Consider the following 19,799-nt stretch of genomic DNA (forward strand, 5'->3'; position numbering starts at 1 on the left):
TCCGATGACTCACCGTATCCGCCACCATCTGTTGGGCCTGCTGGCGCTGACCGTGCCGCTGGCCGCCTGCGCGCAGCAGCCCAGCCCCAGCGCCGCCAGCGCCCCGCCGCCGGCCGCGCAGGCCGCGCAGGCCGCGCCGGCGCCGCAGCTGGTCGGCAACCTTCCCGACTTCACCCGCCTGGTCGAGCAGGTCGGCCCGGGCGTGGTCAATGTCGAGACCACCATCAGCCGCCGCGCCGCGGCCGCACGCTCCGGCGGCGGCATGCCCGACGACGACCAGATGCCCGAGTTCTTCCGCCGCTTCTTCGGTCCGGACGGCATGCCGGGCATGCCCGGGCAGCCGCGCGGCGGCCGCGGCGCGCCGGACGACGACGATGGCGCGCCCGCCGGCCGTTCGATGGGCTCGGGCTTCATCATCTCGCCCGACGGCTACGTGCTGACCAACCACCACGTGGTCGATGGCGCCAGCGAGGTCAAGGTCAAGCTCACCGACCGCCGCGAGTTCACCGCCAAGGTGGTCGGCAGCGACCAGCAGTACGACGTGGCGTTGCTGAAGATCGACGGCAAGAACCTGCCGACGGTGCGCATCGGCGACTCCAACCTGCTCAAGCCTGGCCAGTGGGTGGTGGCGATCGGTTCGCCGTTCGGCCTGGACCACTCGGTCACCGCCGGCATCGTCAGCGCCACCGGCCGCAGCAACCCCTACGCCGACCAGCGCTACGTGCCGTTCATCCAGACCGACGTGGCGATCAACCAGGGCAATTCCGGCGGCCCGCTGCTCAACACCCGCGGTGAGGTGGTCGGCATCAACTCGCAGATCTTCTCCGCCTCCGGCGGCTACATGGGCATCAGCTTCGCGATCCCGATCGACCTGGCGATGAGCGCGGTCGAGCAGATCAAGAAGACCGGCAAGGTCACCCGTGCCCAGCTCGGGGTCATGGTCGGCGCCATCGATTCGCTGAAGGCGCAGGGCCTGGGCCTGCCGGACACCCGTGGCGCGCTGGTCAACCAGCTGGTCCAGGGCAGCCCGGCGGCCAAGGCCGGGCTGGAAGTGGGCGACGTGATCCGCACGGTCAACGGCACCGAGATCGGCGCCTCCAGCGACCTGCCGCCGATGATCGGCGCGATGCAGCCGGGCGCCAAGGTGCGCCTGGGCATCCTGCGCGACGGCAAGCCGCGCGAGCTGACCGTGCAACTGACCGCGCTGGCCGACGACGCCCAGGCCAGTGCCGGCCCGGCGCTCGGCGACAACGCCGCCCCGGCCACCGGCGCCAACGCGCTGCTCGGCATCGACGTGGCCGACCTGGACGCGGCCACCCGCCAGCAGTTGGGCCTGGAGCCGGGCAAGGGCGTGCGCATCACCGCGGTCACCGGCCGCGCCGCGCGCGAGGCGCAACTGGTGCCGGGCATGGTGATCCTGCAGGTCGGGCGCGCCCCGGTCGGCAGCGTGGCGGCGCTGAACCAGCAGTTGAGCGGCTACAAGAAGGGCGACGTGGTGATGCTGTTGATCCGCGTCCGCGACACCACCAGCTTCGTCGCGGTGCGCGCCGGCGGCTGATCCCCGCGCCCGGCCGCGGCCGGGCGCCATCCCGGGCGTCGACCCAGACCGGTCGGCGCCCCGGGGCGGGGGGCGAATCCGGCGGCCGTCACCAGCGGCCGCCGGCCATGCGATAATGGCCCGTTATCCTGACGACGGTCCTGGCCGCCGCCCACCTCATGTCCTCTGATTCGATGCGGAACATCCGCAACTTCTCCATCATCGCCCACGTCGACCACGGCAAATCGACCCTGGCCGATCGCATCATCCAACTCTGCGGCGGCCTGCAGGCGCGCGAGATGGAAGCGCAGGTGCTCGACTCCAACCCGATCGAGCGCGAACGCGGCATCACCATCAAGGCCCAGTCCGTGTCGCTGCCGTACACCGCGCAGGACGGGCAGGTCTACCACCTGAACTTCATCGACACCCCCGGCCACGTCGACTTCTCCTACGAGGTCAGCCGCTCGCTGGCCGCCTGCGAGGGCGCGCTGCTGGTGGTGGACGCGGCGCAGGGCGTGGAAGCGCAGTCGGTGGCCAACTGCTACACCGCGGTGGAGCAGGGCCTGGAAGTGGTGCCGGTGCTGAACAAGATCGACCTGCCCACCGCCGACATCGACCGCGCCAAGGCCGAGATCGAGGCGGTGATCGGCATCGACGCCACCGACGCGGTCGCGGTCAGCGCCAAGACCGGGCTGAACGTGCGCGACGTGCTGGAGGCGATCGTGCAGCGCATCCCACCGCCGGTGCCGCGCGACACCGACAAGCTGCAGGCGCTGATCATCGACTCCTGGTTCGACAACTACCTCGGCGTGGTCTCGCTGGTGCGGGTGATGCAGGGCGAGATCAAGGCTGGCGACAAGCTGCTGGTGATGTCTACCGGCCGCACCCACCAGGTCGACAACGTCGGCGTGTTCACGCCCAAGCGCAAGGTGCTGCCGGCGCTGCGCGCGGGCGAGGTGGGCTGGGTCACCGCCAGCATCAAGGACGTGCACGGCGCGCCGGTCGGCGACACCCTGACCCTGGCCGGCGACCCGGCCAGCAAGCCGCTGCCGGGCTTCCAGGAGATGCAGCCGCGCGTGTTCGCCGGCCTGTTCCCGGTCGATGCCGAGGACTACACCAACCTGCGCGAGGCGCTGGACAAGCTGCGCCTGAACGACGCGGCGCTGCGTTTCGAGCCGGAGAGCTCCGAGGCGATGGGCTTCGGCTTCCGCTGCGGCTTCCTCGGCATGCTGCACATGGAGATCGTGCAGGAGCGCCTGGAGCGCGAGTACAACCTCGACCTGATCAGCACCGCGCCGACCGTGGTCTACGAGGTGCTGAAGACCGACGGCTCGATCATCAGCATGGACAACCCGGCCAAGCTGCCGCAGTTGAACATGGTCGAGGAGATCCGCGAGCCGATCATCCGCGCCAACATCCTCACCCCCGAGGAATACATCGGCAACATCATCAAGCTGTGCGAGGAAAAGCGCGGCAGCCAGATCGGCATCAACTACCTGGGCAGCCAGGTGCAGATCAGCTACGAGCTGCCGATGGCCGAGGTGGTGCTGGACTTCTTCGACAAGCTCAAGTCGGTCAGCCGCGGCTACGCCTCGCTGGACTACCACTTCGTGCGCTTCGACGCCGGCCCGTTCGTGCGCGTGGACGTGCTGATCAACGGCGACAAGGTCGATGCGCTGTCGCTGATCGCGCACCGCAGCCACGCCGACCGCCGCGGCCGCGAACTGTGCGAGAAGATGAAGGACCTGATCCCGCGGCAGATGTTCGACGTGGCGATCCAGGCCGCGATCGGCTCGCAGATCATCGCCCGCACCACGGTCAAGGCGATGCGCAAGAACGTGCTGGCCAAGTGCTATGGTGGCGACGTCTCGCGCAAGAAGAAGCTGTTGGAAAAGCAGAAGGAAGGCAAGAAGCGCATGAAGCAGGTCGGCCGTGTGGAAATCCCGCAGGAAGCCTTCCTGGCCGTGCTGCAGATGGACAAGTAGCTGGGAGTCGTGAATAGGGAATGGGGAATCGAAAGAGCGCATGCTCTTGCCTTCCCGATTCCCCGTTCTCCATTCCCGATTCCCATTCCGAAGGAATAAGAATGAAATGGTTTGAAATCGCGCTGGTGGTCCTGACCTTCGCCACCGGCATCATCACCCTGCTGGACAAGCTGTTCTTCGCCAAGCGCCGCGCCGCGCGGGCCGGGTTGCTCGACAGCGAGCCGGTGATCGTCGACTACTCGCGGGCGTTTTTTCCGGTGCTGGCGGTGGTGCTGATCCTGCGCAGCTTCATCGCCGAGCCGTACAAGATCCCGTCCAGCTCGATGATGCCGAACCTGCTGGTCGGCGATTTCATCCTGGTCAACAAGTTCTCCTATGGCTTCCGCCTGCCGATCACCAACCAGAAGATCATTCCGGTCGGCGAGCCCAAGCGCGGCGACGTGGTGGTGTTCAAGCCGCCGCACAAGCCGGACGAGAACTGGATCAAGCGCGTGATCGGCCTGCCGGGCGATCGCATCGGCTTCCACGGCGACACCCTGTACATCAACGGCACGCCGATGAAGTACAAGGTCATGGGCGAGTACGTCGGCAAGGGCAAGGGCGCGGAAATGACCGGTGCCACGCTGCTCACCGAGTATCTGCCGGGCCGGACCCACACCGAGCTGGAATGGATCGACCGCAACAATCCGGCCGGCCAGGGCGACTGGGTGGTGCCGCCGGGCAAGTACTTCGTGATGGGCGATAATCGCGACAACAGCGAGGACAGCCGGTTCTGGACCCAGACCCATTTCCTGCCCGAGGAGAACCTGCGCGGCAAGGCGTTCCTGATCTGGCTCAATTGCGAAGGCTGGTTTTGCAGCGGCAGTTTCGATCCGTCGCGGATCGGGACGACCATTCAGTGACTTGCGTGAGGGGAAGCGCGATGAAGCACAAGCAAAGTGGCATGACCTTGACCTCGTTCGTGATCGTGCTGGCGGTGGTCGGATTCTTCGTCTACATCGGCATGAAGCTGTTCCCGATGTACATGGAGTTCTACGCCGTCCGCTCGGCGATGAAGGGCCTGGCGACCGAGGCCGGCAGTGCCGAGATGGATCCGTCGCAGGCCAAGGCCTCGCTGTTCCGGCGCCTGGACATCAACAACTCGGACAACGTGAAGCCGGGCGACGTCACCTTCGAGCGCACCGACACTGGCGTGAAGATGCACGTGGCCTACGAAGTGCGCCGCCCGCTGATCGCCAATCTGGACGTGGTCGGCAAGTTCGACGCCACCCAGGACCTGACGACGCGTGGTGGCCAGTAAGACCATCCTGCGCGGTGACCGCATCGGTCACCGCTTCGCCGAGCCGCAGTTGCTGGCACAGGCGCTGACCCATCGCAGTGCCGGCGCACCGCACAACGAACGCCTGGAATTCCTCGGCGACGGCATCGTCAACCTGCTGATCGCCGAGGCGCTGTACCAGCGCTGGCCCAAGGCCGACGAGGGCGCGCTGACCCGCGCCCGCGCCGAGCTGGTGCGCGAGGCCTCGCTGGCCGCGATCGGCCGGCAACTTGAGCTGGGCGAACGCCTGACCCTGGGCCCAGGCGAGATGAAGTCCGGCGGCCATCGCCGCGACTCGATCCTGGCCGATGCGGTGGAGGCCGTGGTCGCGGCGATCTACCTGGACGCCGGTTTCGAGACCTGCCGCGCCACGATCCTGCCCTGGTTCGAAGCCGCGCTGGCGGCGTTGCCGGTCGGCAAGGTGGAAAAGGACGCCAAGACCCGCCTGCAGGAATGGCTGCAGGCCCGGCAGCGGACCTTGCCGGCCTACGAACTGATCAGCGAGACCGGCGACGACCACGCCAAGCTATTCCGGGTACGCTGCGTACTCGCCGAGCCCGCCCTGGTGACCGAGGGCGAGGGCACCTCGCGGCGCCTGGCCGAGCAGCAGGCCGCCGCCGCCGCCATCGAGCAACTGGATTCGAGCAAGTGAACGAACAAGCCACTCCCCCTTACCGCAGCGGCAGCGTGGCCGTGATCGGCCGCCCCAACGTGGGCAAGTCCACCCTGACCAACGCCCTGGTGGGCGCCAAGGTCAGCATCGTCTCCAATCGGCCGCAGACCACCCGGCACCGGCTGCTGGGCATCGCCAGCTTCCCGGCCGGTCAGTTGCTGCTGGTCGATACCCCCGGCCTGCACCGCGAGCAGAAGCGCGCCATGAACCGGGTGATGAACCGCGCCGCGCGCGGCTCCCTGGAAGGCGTGGACGCCGGCCTGCTGGTGATCGAAGCCGGGCGCTGGGACGAGGAGGACACGCTGGCGTTCAACGTGCTCAGCGACGCCGGCATCCCGGTGGTGCTGGTGGTCAACAAGGTCGACCGGCTCAAGGACAAGACCGCGCTGCTGCCGTTCCTGCAGCAGGTCAGCGAAGGCCGCAGCTTCGCCGCGGTGCATCCGATCTCCGCACTCAAGCGCAAGGGCCTGGAGGCGCTGGTGCGCGACCTGCTGGCCCTGGTGCCGGAAGCGCCGCCGATGTTCGGCGAGGACGAGATCACCGACCGCAGCCAACGCTTCCTGGCCGGCGAACTGGTGCGCGAGCAGTTGATGCGCCAGCTCGGCGAGGAACTGCCGTACGCGACCACCGTGGAGATCGAACGCTTCGCCGAGGACGGCGCGCTGCTGCGCATCGGCGCGGTGATCTGGGTCGAGCGCGAAGGCCAGAAGGCGATCGTGATCGGCAAGGGCGGCACCCGCCTGAAGGACATCGGCGCCAAGGCCCGCCAGCAGATGGAACGCCTGTTCGGCGCCAAGGTGTTCCTGGAGACCTGGGTACGCGTGCGCGAGGGCTGGTCCGACGACGAGGCGGCGTTGAAGGCGTTCGGGTACGGGGAGTGAAGCCGGGACCCGGGACCCGGGACCCGGGGCCCGGGAGAAACCAAGGCGACCGCCGTGCTTGCGCGCGCGCGCTCCGTTGCTGCATCACCGCTTTTTCCGAGTCTCCGTTCCTGCGTCCTAAGTCGCGGCGTTTCCCGCTTTCCACGCGTGCTGTCCGTCATCGGATCGCCGCTTTTCCCGGGTCTCGGGTCCCGGGTCCCGGGTCCCGGCCTTGATCGAGCACGAACCCGGTTTCGTCCTGCACGCCCGGCCCTGGCGCGAGACCAGCCTGCTGGTGGAGGTGCTGAGCGTGCATCACGGCCGGCTCGGCGTGCTGGCGCGCGGCGTGCACGGGCCGAAGAAGCAGGCCTTGCGCGCGGCACTGCAGCCGCTGCAGTCGATCCGCTTCAGCGCGCAGCGCCGCGGCGAACTGGCGCAATTGCGCGAGGCCGAGGCGATGGATGCGGCGCCGCGGCTGAGCGGCGAGGCGATGCTGGCCGGCTTCTACATCAACGAACTGACCCTGCGTCTGGCGCCGCGCGACGATCCGGCGCCGGACCTGTATCTGGCGTACGCGCGGGTGCGCGCGCGGCTGGCCGCCGAAGCGCCGCTGGCCTGGTCGCTGCGCTGCTTCGAGCGCGACCTGCTGGAGGCGCTGGGCGTGGGATTCGACCTGCGCAACGACGGCGACGGCGACCCGATCGACCCGGCCGCGCGCTACGTGCTCGACGCCGAGCACGGGCCACGCCGGCTGCTGAGCGACCGCGGCCACGATCAGCGCAGCGGCATGGCCACCGGGCGCGCCCTGCTGGCGCTGGCCGACGATACCGAACCGGCTGCCGAGGATCTGCCCGGCCTGCGCCGCGGCATGCGCGTGGTGCTGCTGCACCACCTCGGCGGGCGCGGCCTGAAATCCTGGGAAATGGTCGAGGACCTGGCGCGGCAGCGCAGTGCCAGCGCCGCGGGCATCGCGCCGGCTGTCGCCGATCCCGAACCGCCGCAGGACGATCCGCCGCCATCGGATGCACCCGGCGTCGCCGCAATGCCGGCGTCGGCAGCGCCCGCGGCGACATCGGAGCCGGACGCCGAGCTGGATGCGCAGCGCGATGCGACTTCGACGTCCGTGCCAGAAGCGCCGCCGCGGTCGCCGCCTTCCGCGGCGTCGTGAGCGCGGCGGATCGACGGCGCGAGCGCTGTCGGCACGCATGCGTCCGAGTGACCTGCGTTCGTCACACACCCAGCCGGACGCGGCTTGCTCCGTAGAAGCGGTTCTTGTCCGCTTTTGCGGGATCAGCGGCGACGGGTTTTCCCGGTAACGCCTTCGCAGCTCAAGCCGCGTCTGCGGTCGCTTCCGTCACGACCACAGACCTCCACGCCGCCGCGCAGCGCCGCCGCCCGTCGCCGCCTTCGCCACGGCAGCGGCAGGCGCACTCAGCGCCAATCGATCCGCAGGCTCAGCGCCGCATTGCGTGCCTCGCCCAGCGTGTGCTGGTTCCAGTAGCTGCGATCGAACAGGTTGTTGATGTTGCCGGTCAGCAACGCGTCGTAGCCGCCCAGCGTGGTGGCGTACTGGAAGCCGGCCGCGGCGACGGTATGCCCGGGGATGAGTACGCGATTCTGATCCTCGTAGTAGGCATCGCCGGAATAGCGCACGTTGCCGTGCAGGCTCAGGCCGCGCACACCCGGCACGCGCCAGGTGGCATTGGCCAGCAGCTGCCGGCGCGCGGCGCCGGCCGGGCGGTTGCCGCGCAGGGCCGCGTTGTCCGGCGACAGATCCTCCAGCCGCGGGTCCATCCACAGTCCGCCGACGCCCACTTCCAGATCCTCGGTCACGCCGACGCTACCGATCACTTCCAGCCCGCGATACAGGGTCAGGCCGTCCTGGGTCAGGTAGCGCAGGCCGTCGCGGTAGGCGTCGATCTGCGCGCCGCGCTCGATGCGGAACGCGGCGGTGGTCAGCGCGAAGCGCCCGCTCTGCAGCTTGGCGCCCAGTTCGTACTGCTTGCTCACCGTCGGCGCCAGCACGCTGCCGGCGTTGGCATAGGCGGGCAGCGCATCGGTGCCGACGCGGCTGCCGGGCTCCAGCGCCTCCACGTAGCTGGCGTAGAGCGACACGTCGTCGACGGGCTTGTAGATCAGCGCCACGGTCGGGGTCGTCACCGAGGTGCGGTAGCCGCTGTCCACCGACGCGTCGCCATCCAGATCGCGTTGCTGGTAATCCACGTGGCGCGCGCCGAGGATGGCGCGCCAGTGGTCGCCGAACTGCAGGGTGTCGCTGACGAACACCGCCTTCTGGCGCAGGTCCGCGCTGACCGGCGCCAGGCTGTAGTCCGGTCGGCGGGTGGGGCGGAAGGACTGCGGGCGATACAGGTTGCCGTCGAAGTCGTTGCTCCAGTAGAACGCCTTGCTCCACTGGTCCCAACTGCGCTGCACCGAGGCACCGAACACCAACGCGTGCGTCACCGGGCCGGTGTCGACGCGGCCGTTGACCAGCAGCTGCACCACGCTGTTGCGCAGCACCGCACCGAAGTCGTAGGCGAAACCGGCGTAGTCGCCCGCTTCGTTCAGCAGATTGGCGAACATCTTGTGCGACGTGTGCCGGCGGCGGCTGCCGCCCAGGCTCAGCGCCGCACTCCAGCGCTCGTCGATGCGCCAGTTCAGGCCGGTGGTCGCGTGCAGCAGGGCGGTCTCGTAGTAGGCCCCGTCGACGCGGATCTTGTCGTAGTCGCTGGTGGGGCGGGGCAGGCGGGTGCCCTGGTAGGCGTCCCAATAGAAGTACAGCGGCTCGTGCTCGAGCGTGTTGCGCTCGTGCACCAGTTCGGCATGCCAGGTCAGGCCCTCGACGATCGGTTGCTCGACCGCAAGAGCGATCGTCTTGCGGTCGATGCCCGCGCCGTTGTACGCGTCGCCGCGTTCGATGCCGGCGTTGAGCCGGTAGCCGAAGGAGTCGGCGCCATTGGCACGGCCGCCCGCATCCACCTGCGCCGAGAACACGCTGTCGTTGCGGTAGCCAACCGTGGTGGCCAGCAGTGGCGTGTCGGTGGGGCGCTTGGTCTGGTAGCTGACGATGCCGCCTGGTGCGCCGAAGCCGTACATAAAGCCGCCCAGGCCCTTCAGCGCCTGCACCGATTGCACCGCTTCCAGCGGGAACTCGCCGCCCCATTCCATCAGCATGGGCACGCCGTCCACGTAGAAATTGCGCACGCCGATGCCACGGATCTGCGTGCCCCACCAGTTGGTGGTGGCCGGCGGCTCGGCAGCGAACACCGATGGATCGTTGATGAAGATCTGCCCCAGCGTGGTGGCCTGGCGCCGCGCGATCTCGGGTTCTTCGATCAGGCTCACCGAGAACGGCGTATCCAGCAGGCGCGACGTGCCCAGCGCGCCGACCGCCGCATCCTGCTGCAGGTCCAGGCTGAGCCGCTGGCCTTTGACCATGACCGTGTCCAGTTGCGTGGCCTCGGCCGATGACCCGGCATCGCGGGTGCCGGCACTGGCGGTGTCCTGGGCGCTGGCCGAGGTGGACGCGGCGGCCACGAGAGCGGCCAGCAGCGCGCGGGCGAGCACGCCCATGGCCGGCGCTGGCCGGTGGAATGACGTCTGAAACATGAGAAGGCCCCTGTTGCGTGTAGTGAACGGACGGGGCGATGGCTGGTCCGCAGATGTCGTCGGGGCGTTAATTTATTCGAGAACGAATCTTATTTGCAAGTTTCGCTGTGTGGCGAGCGCCATGCGGACACCGTCGTTGTGGTCACCGTCGCGAGACCGGATCGTGACCACACGGGGAAGGGCGGCGACCAGCCGGGACCGCCAGGGCAACGCTCGAGAAGCACGGGTTGCGGCAGTTGGCGCCCCACGCCGACGCGTGGAAAGTGACGGGGAGCCACCCCCAATCTCCAATCCCCAATCCCGGCCTTCAGTGCAACAACGCCGCCACCGCCTCGCTGAACTGGTGGCGGGCCTGCGAAGAGGCCGGGTCGCCATGCAGCTGACGCACGGCCCGCGCCAGGCGGGCGGCGCCGACGAAGCCGCAGCTGGCCTGCAGCCGGTGCAGGTGGCTGCGCACGGCCTGGTCGTCGCTGAGTTGCAGGGCCGAGGCCACCGCATCGCGGGTGCCGGGCAGCTCGGCCAGGAACAGTTCGCGCAATGCGATCAGGTGCGCGCGCTCGCCGTTGAGCGCGGCCAGCGCGGTGGTCTCGTCCCAGTCCAGGGTCGGTTCGGCGGTCCCGGCGGTGCCGCCGAGGCGGCCGCGCGCGAGCAGCCGGCGCACCGATTGCAGCAGCCGTTCGGTGCTGAGCGGTTTCAGCAGCACGTCGGCGAACCCGGCGTCGAGCAACTGCGCGCGGACCGTGGCGCTGGTGTCGGCGGTATGCGCCAGCCCCAGGGTGCCGGGGCGTTGCCGCTGCAACTGGCACAGCAAATCGCTGCCGCTGCCGTCGGGCAGGTTGGCGTCGATCAGCCACAGGTCGTGCGCCTGCGTCTGCGCGCGGGCGAGGGCGCTGGCGACGGAGTCGGCCAGGTCCACCTGGGCCGGCAGCGCCTGCAGCGTCGCGTCGAAGAAAGCGCGGCTGATCGGGTCGTCTTCGACGAGCAGCAGTCGCGTTACCGGGTCCTGGTTCGATGCCATGCTGATGCCTCCATGCGGCGTGGTCGCATCCCGCGCGGCGGCGCGCGTGCGTGCGCCACTTTGCCTCGCCGGCGCGGCAATCGCAAGCCGGTCCCGGCCCGGCCCATCTGCGACAATAGCCGCCCTTTTCCGCCCGCAGCCTGTTGCCACGTGGCCCGATCCAGAAATCGTCTCGACCGCACGCCCTTCCAGACCGACATCGCCGACCTCAGCCACGATGGCCGCGGCGTGGCCCGCCGCGAGGGCGACAAGGTCGCCTTCGTCGCCGGCGCGCTGCCCGGCGAGACCGTCCTGGCCGAACCCACCGCGCGCAACCGCCACTTCGACGAGGCGCGCACCGTGCAGGTGCTGCAGGCCTCGCCGCAGCGGGTGACGCCGCGCTGCCCGCATTTCGGGGTCTGCGCCGGCTGCGTGCTGCAGCACCTGGCCGAGGACCAGCAGATCGTCGCCAAGCAGCGGGTGCTGACCGAGAACCTGGAGCGCATCGGCCACGTGACCCCGCAGGCGGTGCTGCCGGCGCTGACCGGCGCGCCCTGGGGCTACCGGCGCAAGGGCCGCTTCTCAGTTAGGCGAGTGGAAAAGAAGGACAAGACCCTGGTCGGGTTCCGCGAGCAGGATCCGCGCTTCGTCGCAGACCTGTCGGTCTGCCACACGGTGATCCCGCAGATCGGCTTCAAGGTGACCGCGCTGGCCGAGCTGGTCGAAAGCCTGGACGGCAAGCGCGACATCCCGCAGATCGAGTTCATCGCCGGCGACGCCGCGGTGGCGTTGACCTTCCGCCACATGCAGCCGCTGAGCGCGCGCGACCAGGATGCGCTGATCGCCTTCGCCCAGGAGCACGACTTCGCCATCTTCCTGCAGCCCGGCGGTGTGGACAGCGTGCACCCGCTGTATCCACAAGAGGTACCGCTGTCGTTCCGGCTGCCGCAATGGGACGTGGAACTGGCGTTCCGGCCGCTGGACTTCATCCAGGTCAATGCCGCGCTCAACGAGAAGATGATCGCGCACGCGCTGGCGCTGCTCGATGCGCAGCCCGACAACCGCGTGCTGGACCTGTTCTGCGGCCTGGGCAACTTCACCCTGCCGCTGGCGCGCACCGTGCGCGAGGTGGTCGGCGTGGAAGGCGACGCCGGGCTGGTGGCGCGCGCGCGGGACAACGCGCAGCGCAACGGCCTGGACAACGCCCAGTTCTTCGCCGCCGACCTGACCCAGGACCAGCGCCAGGCGCCGTGGATGCGCCAGGGCTTCGACAAGCTGCTGCTGGACCCGCCGCGCTCCGGCGCGCTGGAGGTGCTGCAGCAACTGCCGCTGAAACAGTTCCAGCGCATCGTCTACGTCAGCTGCCATCCCGGCTCGCTGGCGCGCGACGCCGGCTACCTGGTCAACGAACAGGGCTTCGTGCTCAAGGCCGCCGGCGCGATGGACATGTTCCCGCACACTGCGCATGTGGAGAGCATTGCGGTGTTCGAAAAGCCGGGAATGGGGAATCGGGATTAGGGATTCGTCACAGCGGCTGCGCGCGCGGTTTAAGCTTTTTCCATTCTCCTTTCCCCATTCCCGATTCCCATGGCCATCGAAATCGAACGCAAATTCCTCGTCATCGGCGACGGCTGGCGCGCGGCGGCGCACGCGGTGATGCCGATGGCGCAGGGCTATCTCAACGACCAGGCGGCGCTGGCCAGCGGGGCGCAGAAGGCGTCGGTGCGGGTGCGGGTGCAGGGCGAGGCCGCGTTCCTCAACCTCAAGTCGCGCGAGCTCGGGCATACCCGCCAGGAGTTCGAGTATCCGATCCCGCTGGCCGATGCGCGCGCGCTGCTGGCGCTGTGCGTGGGCGGCCTGATCGACAAGCGCCGGCATCTCGTGCAGTACCAGGGCCACCTCTGGGAAGTGGACGAGTTCCTCGGCGACAACGCCGGGCTGGTGGTCGCCGAGATCGAGCTGGACAGCGCCGACGAGGCGTTCGCCACGCCGGACTGGCTCGGCGCCGAAGTCACCGACGATCCGCGGTACTACAACGTGGCGCTGGCGAACTGTCCATTCTGCGAATGGACGGGATTGGGGAGTGGGGATTAGGGATTGGCAAAGGCGGGCCAGCTGCAGCGATCCGGCTTATGCTTTTGCGAATCCCCAATCCCCAATCCCCAATCCCCGCTCATGCGCATCGATATCTGGTCCGACGTGGTCTGTCCCTGGTGCTGGATCGGCAAGCGCCGGTTGCAGCAAGGTCTTGCGTCGCTGGGCGCGGACGCGCCGGCGCTGGAGATCCACTGGCATCCGTATCAGCTGGATCCGGACGCCGGCACCGAGCCGGTGCCGTTGCGCGAGGCCTATGCGGCCAAGTTCGGCGGTGCGGCGCGCACCGAGCAGATCCTGGCGCAGACCCAGGCCACCGCGCGCGCCGAAGGCCTGCCGTTCGACTTCGGTCGCGGCCAGGTGCGGGTGACCACGCTGCCCGCACACCGGCTGCTGTGGCTGGCCGCGCGCGAGGGCGACGTCGACGCGGTCGCCGAGGCGCTGTTCCATGCGCACTTCGCCGAGGGCCGCAATCTGGCCGAGGTGCAGACGCTGTGCGATGCCGGTGCCGCCGGTGGGTTGTCGGCGGCGCGGGTGCAGGCGCTGCTGGCCGGCGACGAGGGACTGGACGAGATCGAGGCGGAACTGCAGCAGGCGCAGGCCATGGGCATCCGCGCGGTGCCCACCTACGTGATCGATGGCCGCCAGGCGCTGCAGGGCGCGCAGCCGCCGGACGTGTTCGCCGCCACCGTGCGCGGTTTGCTGGCCGACGCCCAGGCGGGCCGCGATTGCGGTCCGGAGGGGTGCGCGGTCTAGAACGTCGCGCGCTGTACGTTGGGTGCCCCGCGCCGCGGGCGGCGCGCCAGACAGCGTCGCAGGAGGCGAGGGGCGGCCCGCGGTGGTGCGCAGGCATCCTGCTGATGCCCATGCCGGTTCGCCGCGGACCTCTCCCGCATCGCGCGCGTGCCAGCCAGGCGGCCAGGCAACGGGCCGCAAGGCCGCCTTGCGCGCGCGGACCGGGCGGACTGCTGCGCTGCGCGTCGCCGCGCGCGCCTCAACTCGGACGCGTTCATTACCGAGACGTGTCAGCTGGCAGCGGCGCGACCTGCCGCCGACGCCGGCATCTGCGACAATGCCGACCCACAGGCGCCTGAACCGCGCCGGCAGGAGGAATCCCCCGCATGCTCGCGATCGGCGTTGCCGGTACCGAACTCACCGCGCAGGAGCGCGACTGGCTGCAGCACGATGCGGTGGCCGGCGTGGTCCTGTTCAAACGCAATTTCGCCTCGCGCGCGCAGGTGACCGAGTTGAGTGCGGCGATCCGCGCCGCCACGCCGCGGCCGCTGCTGCTCTGCGTGGACCAGGAAGGCGGGCGCGTGCAGCGCTTCCGCGAGGGCTACAGCGCATTGCCGCCGCTGCAGGATTTCGGCGCGCTGTACGCGCGCGATCCGGCCGCGGCGCTGGAGATGGCCGAGCAGCACGCCTGGCTGATGGCCAGCGAGATCCGCGCCAGCGGCATCGACCTGAGCTTCGCCCCGGTGCTGGACCTGGCCCGCGGCAACCGCGCCATCGGCGACCGCGCCTTCAGCGACGATCCGCAGGTGGTCGCGGCCTTCGCCGCGGCCTACGTGCGCGGCATGCACAGCGTGGGCATGGGCGCCACTCTCAAGCATTTCCCCGGCCACGGCACCGTGCTCGAGGACACCCACGTCGACAACGCAGAGGACCCGCGTTCGCTGGACACCCTGCGCCAGGAAGACCTGGTGCCGTTCTCCGCAGGCATTGCCGCCGGCGCCGACGCGGTGATGATGGCGCACGTGGTCTACCCGCAGGTGGCGCCGGAACCGGCCGGCTACTCGCCGCGCTGGATCCAGCAGATCCTGCGCCAGGAGCTGGGCTTCCGTGGCGTGGTGTTCTCCGACGACATCGGCATGGCCGCCTCGTTCGCCGCCGGCGGCGTCGCCGCGCGGGTCACTGCGCACCTGGACGCCGGCTGCGACGTGGTCCTGGTCTGCCACCCGGAACTGGTCGAAGACTCGCTGCAGGCCGTGCGCGATCGCCCGCTCAACACCGCCGCGCTGCTCGGCCTGATCGGCCGCGGCGGCCTTGGCTGGGACGGCCTGCTGGCCGACGCCCGCTATGGCCACACCCAATCCCATCTGCTCTCCACCTTCGGAAAAACCGCCTGATGTCCACTCTCACCATCGCCCAGGCCCTGGCCCAGGCCGACCTGCTGGTCGATCGCACCCGCATCGACCAGGCCATCGCCCAGATGGCCGACGCCATCGCCGCCGACTACCGCGGCGAAACCCCGGTCTACCTGACCATCATGCACGGCGCGCTGCCGTTCGCCGGCCAGCTGGCGCTGGAACTGGGCAACCGCGGCCAGGACCTGCAGCTGGACTACCTGCACGCCACCCGCTACCGCGGCGAGACCGTCGGCGGCGAACTGGTGTGGAAGCACCGCCCGGCCACCGCGCTGTACGGCCGCCGCGTGCTGTTGCTCGACGACATCCTCGACGAAGGCCTGACCCTGAAGGCGGTGCGCGAGTGGTGCCTGGAGCAGGGCGCCACCGACGTGCGCATCGCCGCGCTGACGGTCAAGCGCCACGACCGCTGCGTGCCCGGGGTCAGTGCCGACTATGTCGGCGTCGAAGTGCCGGACCGCTACGTGTTCGGCTTCGGCATGGACGTCAACGAGGCCCTGCGCAACCTGCCGGCGATCTACGCGATGAAGGAGTAAGCGGCCAGGCGAGCCAGCCTCGCCTGCGTCGCTGCCGTTTCCCGCTGCCGGCGCGCGTCGCCAGCGCAGGCGTTCCCTTTCGTTCGAGGATCCGCATTGGACAACATCGCACTGGCCGTCATCGGCGGCACCGGCGTCTACAAGCTCGCACAGTTGGACGACGTGCAGACCCACGAGGTCGAGACGCGCTACGGCGCGCCTTCCGGCCCGGTGCGGGTCGGCACGCTGCTCGGCCACCGCGTCGCCTTCCTGGCCCGCCACGGCGAAGGCCATTCGCTGCCGCCGCACAAGATCAACTATCGCGCCAACCTTGCTGCGTTGCAGCAGATCGGCGCCACGCGCGTGCTCGCGTTGAACACGGTGGGCGGCATCACCGAGCGCTTCGGCCCGCGCGTGCTGGCCTGCCCGGACCAGTTGATCGACTACACCTGGGGGCGCATCTCCACCCTGTGCGAAGAGCCGGGCAGCGAGGTGTTGCACGTGGATTTCGGTCATCCGTATTCGCCGCTGCTGCGCAGCAAGATCCTCGCCGCCGCGCGCGTCACCGGCACCGCGCTTGTGGACGGTGGCTGTTACGCCGCCACGCAGGGGCCGCGCCTGGAAACCATCGCCGAGATCGCGCGGCTGCGCCGCGACGGTTGCGACCTGGTCGGCATGACCGGCATGCCGGAAGCCGGGTTGGCGCGCGAGCTGGGCCTGGACTACGCCTGCCTGGCGATCGTGGCGAACTGGGCGGCCGGCTGCGGCGACGCCGAGGAAATCACCCTGGCCGAGGTGCTGGCCAATGTCGAGGCGGCCTCGGTCGGGCTGCCGGAGCTGGTGGGGGAACTGGCGCGCGGGTGATTGTCTTCGCTGCGCAAGCTTTGCATACTCCGCCGGTGCGGCTGCCGCACAACCACCACCCATTCACTGCAAAAGGTCTCGCATCACCATGCCGAACGGTACCGTCAAGTGGTTCAACGACGCCAAGGGATTTGGTTTTATTTCTCCGGAAGACGGTAGCGCCGATGTGTTCGCGCACTTCTCCGCGATCAACTCCAAGGGCTTCCGCAGCCTGCAGGAAGGACAGCGTGTCAGCTACGACGTGACCCAGGGTCCGAAGGGCGCGCAAGCCTCGAATATCACGCCGGTCGAGTAAGCGCGCGCGTTGACTCGGTTGTGCCTTGAACCCCGCTTCGGCGGGGTTTTTTATGGGAGACGCCGTGGTGTCGGCGTCGGCAGGCGGTGCAGGCAATGACGCAAGGATTGCAGATCGGGATCGTGGGGTATGGCACCGCAGGCCAGGCACTGGCGCTGCTGCTGGCGCGCGACGGGCACCGCGTGCAGGTGTTCGAGCGCGCCGCCGAGCCCGGGCCGGTCGGCGCCGGTTTCCTGCTGCAGCCGACCGGCCTGCAGGTGCTGTGGCGGATCGGCCTGCTCGAGCAGGCCCTGGCCTACGGCGCGCCGGTGCACCGCCTGTACGGCGAGACCCCGTGCGGGCGCGCGGTGATGGACATGCGCTACCACGACCTGGAGGCGCGCCTGTTCGGGCTGGGCATGCAGCGCGGCGCCTTGTTCGCCCTGCTGGCGCAGGCCTGGGACGGCTACGCCACGCTGCAGCGCGATACGCGCATCGTCGCCATCGACGACACGCTGCGCCGGGTGCAGGACCAGCACGGCCGCTGGCACGGGCCATTCGACCTGGTGATCGCGTGCGACGGCTCGGCCTCGGCGCTGCGCGCGCAGGTGCAGGCGACGCGGCTGGACCGGATGTATCCGTGGGGCGCGCTGTGGTGCCTGCTGCCGCGCGGCGACTGGGCCTTCCCCGACGAACTGCGCCAGCGCTACGTGGCCGCGCGCAAGATGATCGGCCTGCTGCCGGTGGGCACCCGCCCAGGCGATGCCGAGCCCCGGGTGAGTTTCTTCTGGAGCCTGCCGACCGCCGAGTTCGATGCCTGGCAGGCGCGCGGTGTGCAGCCGTGGCTGGAGGAGATCGCGCAGCTGTGGCCGCAGGCGCGCGAACGCCTGGCGCAGATCGACGCACCGGCGCAACTGGCGCGGGCCAGCTACCGCGATGCGGTGCAGCGGCACTGGTACCGAGGCCGCCTGGTGCTGGCCGGCGACGCGGCGCATGCGATGAGCCCGCAACTGGGGCAGGGCGTCAACATGGCGCTGATGGATGCCTGGGCATTGAGCGAGAGCCTGCGCACCGCGCCGGACATCGACGCGGCGCTGGCGCGCTACCAGGCGCAGCGCCAGGCGCACGTGGCGGTGTACCAGTTCTGGAGCCGCTGGCTGACCCCGCTGTTCCAGTCCGAGCGCGACGTGGTGGCGCGGCTGCGCGATGTGGGCATGCTGCCGGCCGGGCGCATGCCGGGGGGCCGCGGACACATGCTGCGCGTGCTCAGCGGCACCCAGCACGGCTGGTTCGGCAAGCTGCCGCTGGCGCCGGAGTTTCTCGAAGCGTTGCAGGACGCGGTGGCGCGGCGCGTGGCGCTGCCGTAGGCGGCGAGATCGCGGACGCAGGTGGACGCGGGCTTGGGTGATTCGTCGTGGCGACGGCGCGTGCAGAGCGCAACGCGGCGAGCGCGGTCCGACGGCGATGTTCTGTGTTTGCACTTGCAACATTGTCGTGCCGCGATTCGCCAATCTTGTGTGGGAGGGGCTTCAGCCCCGACACCCTTCAGTTGGTCGCGTCGGGACTGCAGTCCCTCCCACGCTAAGGCAGTGCACTTGTTGCTTTGATCGCGGTCATGGGCTGCCCGGCGTTACACCGACGCTTCCTCCGGCACGGTGCCAAGCACTCGCGCAATGCATTGCGACTGCACTGTGGGAGGGGCTTCAGCCCCGACACCCTTCAGTTGGTCGCGTCGGGACTGAAGTCCCTCCCACATTAGGGCATTGCACTTGTTGCCTTGATCGCGGTCATGGGCTGCCCGGCGTTACGCCGACGCTTCCTCCGGCACGGTGCCAAGCACTCGCGCAATGCATTGCGACTGCACTGTGGGAGGGGCTGCAGCCCCGACGCCCTTCAGTTGTCGCGTCGGGACTGAAGTCCCTCCCACACTAGGGCAGTGCACTTGTTGCCTTGATCGCGGTCATGGGCTGCCCGGCGTTACGCCGACGCTTCCTCCGGCACGGTGCCAAGCACTCGCGCAATGCATTGCGACTGCACTGTGGGAGGGGCTTCAGCCCCGACACCCTTCAGTTGGTCGCGTCGGGACTGCAGCCCCTCCCACACTAGGCTGTATCGACATTCAGCGGTATTTTGGGGGGATGTCGAAGACCATCACGTCGCGGCCCAGCCGCTATGAATTGACCCAGAGCCAATGGGAGCGGATCGAAGACTTGCTTCCAGGCAAAGCCAGTGACCCGGGCCGCACAGCAGCGGACAACCGGACTTTCGTCAATGGCGTGCTGTGGGTGTTGCGCTCCGGCGCACGCTGGAGTGATCTGCCGCCGCGCTACGGGGCCTACAAAAGCGTGCACAAACGCTTTACCCGTTGGGCCGCCAAGGGCGTCTGGGAGCGGATTTTCCAGAGCCTGACTCGGGCTCGAGACAACGAGTACCTGATGATCGATAGCAGCATCGTCCGGGCGCATGCACAAGCGGCGACCGGAAAAGGGGGGCTTCGGACTCGGCTCTGGGGCGCTCCCGAGGAGGCCTGAGCACAAAGATCCACTTGGCCGTGGACAGCCAGGGCCGGCCGGTGCGGGTCGTGCTGACAGGTGGGCAGCGTAACGACATCACGCAAGCGCGCGCCTTGTTGGCCGGGTTCAAGCCGAAATATGTGCTGGCCGACAAGGGTTATGACAGTCGGGAACTGGTGGCGTTGATTAGGTCACGAGGCGCCAAGGCGGTGATCCCTCCACGCAGTTGCCAGCGGCCGCGCCGCTACGACAAAGCACGCTACCGGTTACGCAATCGCATCGAACGTTGCTTCGCCAAGCTCAAGCAGTTCCGCCGTATCGCCACGCGCTTCGATCGCAAGCCAACTCATTTCTTGGCTTTCCTGTATCTGGCCTCTATCCCAATGTGGCTGAAATGAATGTCGATACAGCCT

At 69.1% G+C, this 19,799-nt stretch carries 17 protein-coding genes and 1 pseudogene; 16 read left to right on the forward strand and 2 right to left on the reverse strand.

Features of this window, described 5'->3' with window-relative positions; translation table 11 throughout:
* The first annotated feature begins 4 nt into the window (after positions 1–4).
* From SLW52_RS03905 to recO, 7 genes and pseudogenes are all read left to right on the forward strand, one after another.
* The gene (locus SLW52_RS03905) at positions 5–1,558 is read left to right on the forward strand and encodes a DegQ family serine endoprotease (protein WP_320739369.1); all 1,554 of its coding nucleotides are present in this window, start codon (positions 5–7) and stop codon (positions 1,556–1,558) included.
* A gap of 173 nt (positions 1,559–1,731) precedes the next feature.
* Positions 1,732–3,522 (forward strand): translation elongation factor 4, encoded by a 1,791-nt coding sequence (gene lepA, locus SLW52_RS03910; protein ID WP_267117220.1) that lies wholly within the window; start codon positions 1,732–1,734, stop codon positions 3,520–3,522.
* A gap of 101 nt (positions 3,523–3,623) precedes the next feature.
* Positions 3,624–4,424 (forward strand): signal peptidase I, encoded by an 801-nt coding sequence (gene lepB / locus SLW52_RS03915; protein ID WP_010340595.1) that lies wholly within the window; start codon positions 3,624–3,626, stop codon positions 4,422–4,424.
* 20 nt (positions 4,425–4,444) lie between these two features.
* On the forward strand, positions 4,445–4,822 hold the full coding sequence (locus SLW52_RS03920) for a DUF4845 domain-containing protein (RefSeq protein ID WP_010340596.1): 378 nt from the start codon (positions 4,445–4,447) through the stop codon (positions 4,820–4,822).
* Positions 4,812–5,492 carry a ribonuclease III gene (rnc, locus tag SLW52_RS03925; RefSeq protein ID WP_026143959.1) on the forward strand — a complete coding sequence of 227 codons (681 nt, stop codon included), beginning with the start codon at positions 4,812–4,814 and terminating at the stop codon, positions 5,490–5,492. Before SLW52_RS03920 ends, rnc begins: the two co-directional genes overlap by 11 nt.
* Positions 5,489–6,394, forward strand: a complete 906-nt coding sequence (gene era, locus SLW52_RS03930; protein WP_010340598.1) for a GTPase Era — start codon at positions 5,489–5,491, stop codon at positions 6,392–6,394. The genes rnc and era overlap by 4 nt, the downstream gene beginning before the upstream one ends.
* Positions 6,395–6,605: 211 nt before the next feature.
* Positions 6,606–7,322: pseudogene (gene recO, locus SLW52_RS03935) on the forward strand (DNA repair protein RecO); the annotation flags it as partial.
* Positions 7,323–7,804: 482 nt separating this feature from the next.
* Here the strand turns inward: recO and SLW52_RS03940 are convergent.
* Together SLW52_RS03940 and SLW52_RS03945 are read right to left on the reverse strand one after the other, a co-directional pair.
* On the reverse strand, positions 7,805–9,982 hold the full coding sequence (locus SLW52_RS03940; protein WP_320739368.1) for a TonB-dependent siderophore receptor: 2,178 nt from the start codon (positions 9,980–9,982) through the stop codon (positions 7,805–7,807).
* Between the two features lie 307 nt (positions 9,983–10,289).
* Entirely contained in the window at positions 10,290–11,006 is a 717-nt protein-coding gene (locus tag SLW52_RS03945; protein WP_026144765.1) for a response regulator, read from the reverse strand.
* A gap of 144 nt (positions 11,007–11,150) precedes the next feature.
* Between SLW52_RS03945 and rlmD the strand changes: the two genes are divergently transcribed.
* The 9 genes from rlmD to SLW52_RS03990 all read left to right on the forward strand — a co-directional run bounded on the left by rlmD (position 11,151) and on the right by SLW52_RS03990 (position 19,784).
* Positions 11,151–12,497 carry a 23S rRNA (uracil(1939)-C(5))-methyltransferase RlmD gene (rlmD, locus tag SLW52_RS03950; protein WP_152237257.1) on the forward strand — a complete coding sequence of 449 codons (1,347 nt, stop codon included), beginning with the start codon at positions 11,151–11,153 and terminating at the stop codon, positions 12,495–12,497.
* Positions 12,498–12,566: 69 nt separating this feature from the next.
* On the forward strand, positions 12,567–13,073 hold the full coding sequence (locus SLW52_RS03955; protein ID WP_152237256.1) for a CYTH domain-containing protein: 507 nt from the start codon (positions 12,567–12,569) through the stop codon (positions 13,071–13,073).
* Between the two features lie 81 nt (positions 13,074–13,154).
* The gene (locus SLW52_RS03960; RefSeq protein ID WP_320739365.1) at positions 13,155–13,829 is read left to right on the forward strand and encodes a DsbA family oxidoreductase; all 675 of its coding nucleotides are present in this window, start codon (positions 13,155–13,157) and stop codon (positions 13,827–13,829) included.
* A 365-nt stretch (positions 13,830–14,194) separates the two neighbouring features.
* Positions 14,195–15,202: a beta-N-acetylhexosaminidase gene (nagZ, locus tag SLW52_RS03965; RefSeq protein WP_267085131.1), complete on the forward strand. Its 1,008-nt coding sequence runs from the start codon at positions 14,195–14,197 to the stop codon at positions 15,200–15,202.
* Positions 15,202–15,756, forward strand: a complete 555-nt coding sequence (locus SLW52_RS03970; RefSeq protein ID WP_267085130.1) for a hypoxanthine-guanine phosphoribosyltransferase — start codon at positions 15,202–15,204, stop codon at positions 15,754–15,756. Before nagZ ends, SLW52_RS03970 begins: the two co-directional genes overlap by 1 nt.
* 96 nt (positions 15,757–15,852) lie before the next feature.
* Positions 15,853–16,599 (forward strand): S-methyl-5'-thioinosine phosphorylase, encoded by a 747-nt coding sequence (locus tag SLW52_RS03975; protein ID WP_010342285.1) that lies wholly within the window; start codon positions 15,853–15,855, stop codon positions 16,597–16,599.
* An 88-nt stretch (positions 16,600–16,687) separates the two neighbouring features.
* Positions 16,688–16,894 (forward strand): cold-shock protein, encoded by a 207-nt coding sequence (locus tag SLW52_RS03980; protein WP_003488188.1) that lies wholly within the window; start codon positions 16,688–16,690, stop codon positions 16,892–16,894.
* A gap of 95 nt (positions 16,895–16,989) precedes the next feature.
* Positions 16,990–18,240, forward strand: a complete 1,251-nt coding sequence (locus SLW52_RS03985; RefSeq protein WP_043090379.1) for an NAD(P)/FAD-dependent oxidoreductase — start codon at positions 16,990–16,992, stop codon at positions 18,238–18,240.
* Positions 18,241–19,011: 771 nt separating this feature from the next.
* A protein-coding gene (locus SLW52_RS03990; RefSeq protein WP_148830478.1) for an IS5 family transposase occupies positions 19,012–19,784 on the forward strand; the annotation gives its coding sequence in 2 pieces (ribosomal slippage) (positions 19,012–19,354 and positions 19,354–19,784; 774 coding nt in all).
* Positions 19,785–19,799: the final 15 nt, after the last annotated feature.

Source organism: Xanthomonas sp. LF02-5 (assembly GCF_034105325.1).
GTDB lineage: Bacteria > Pseudomonadota > Gammaproteobacteria > Xanthomonadales > Xanthomonadaceae > Xanthomonas_A > Xanthomonas_A sontii.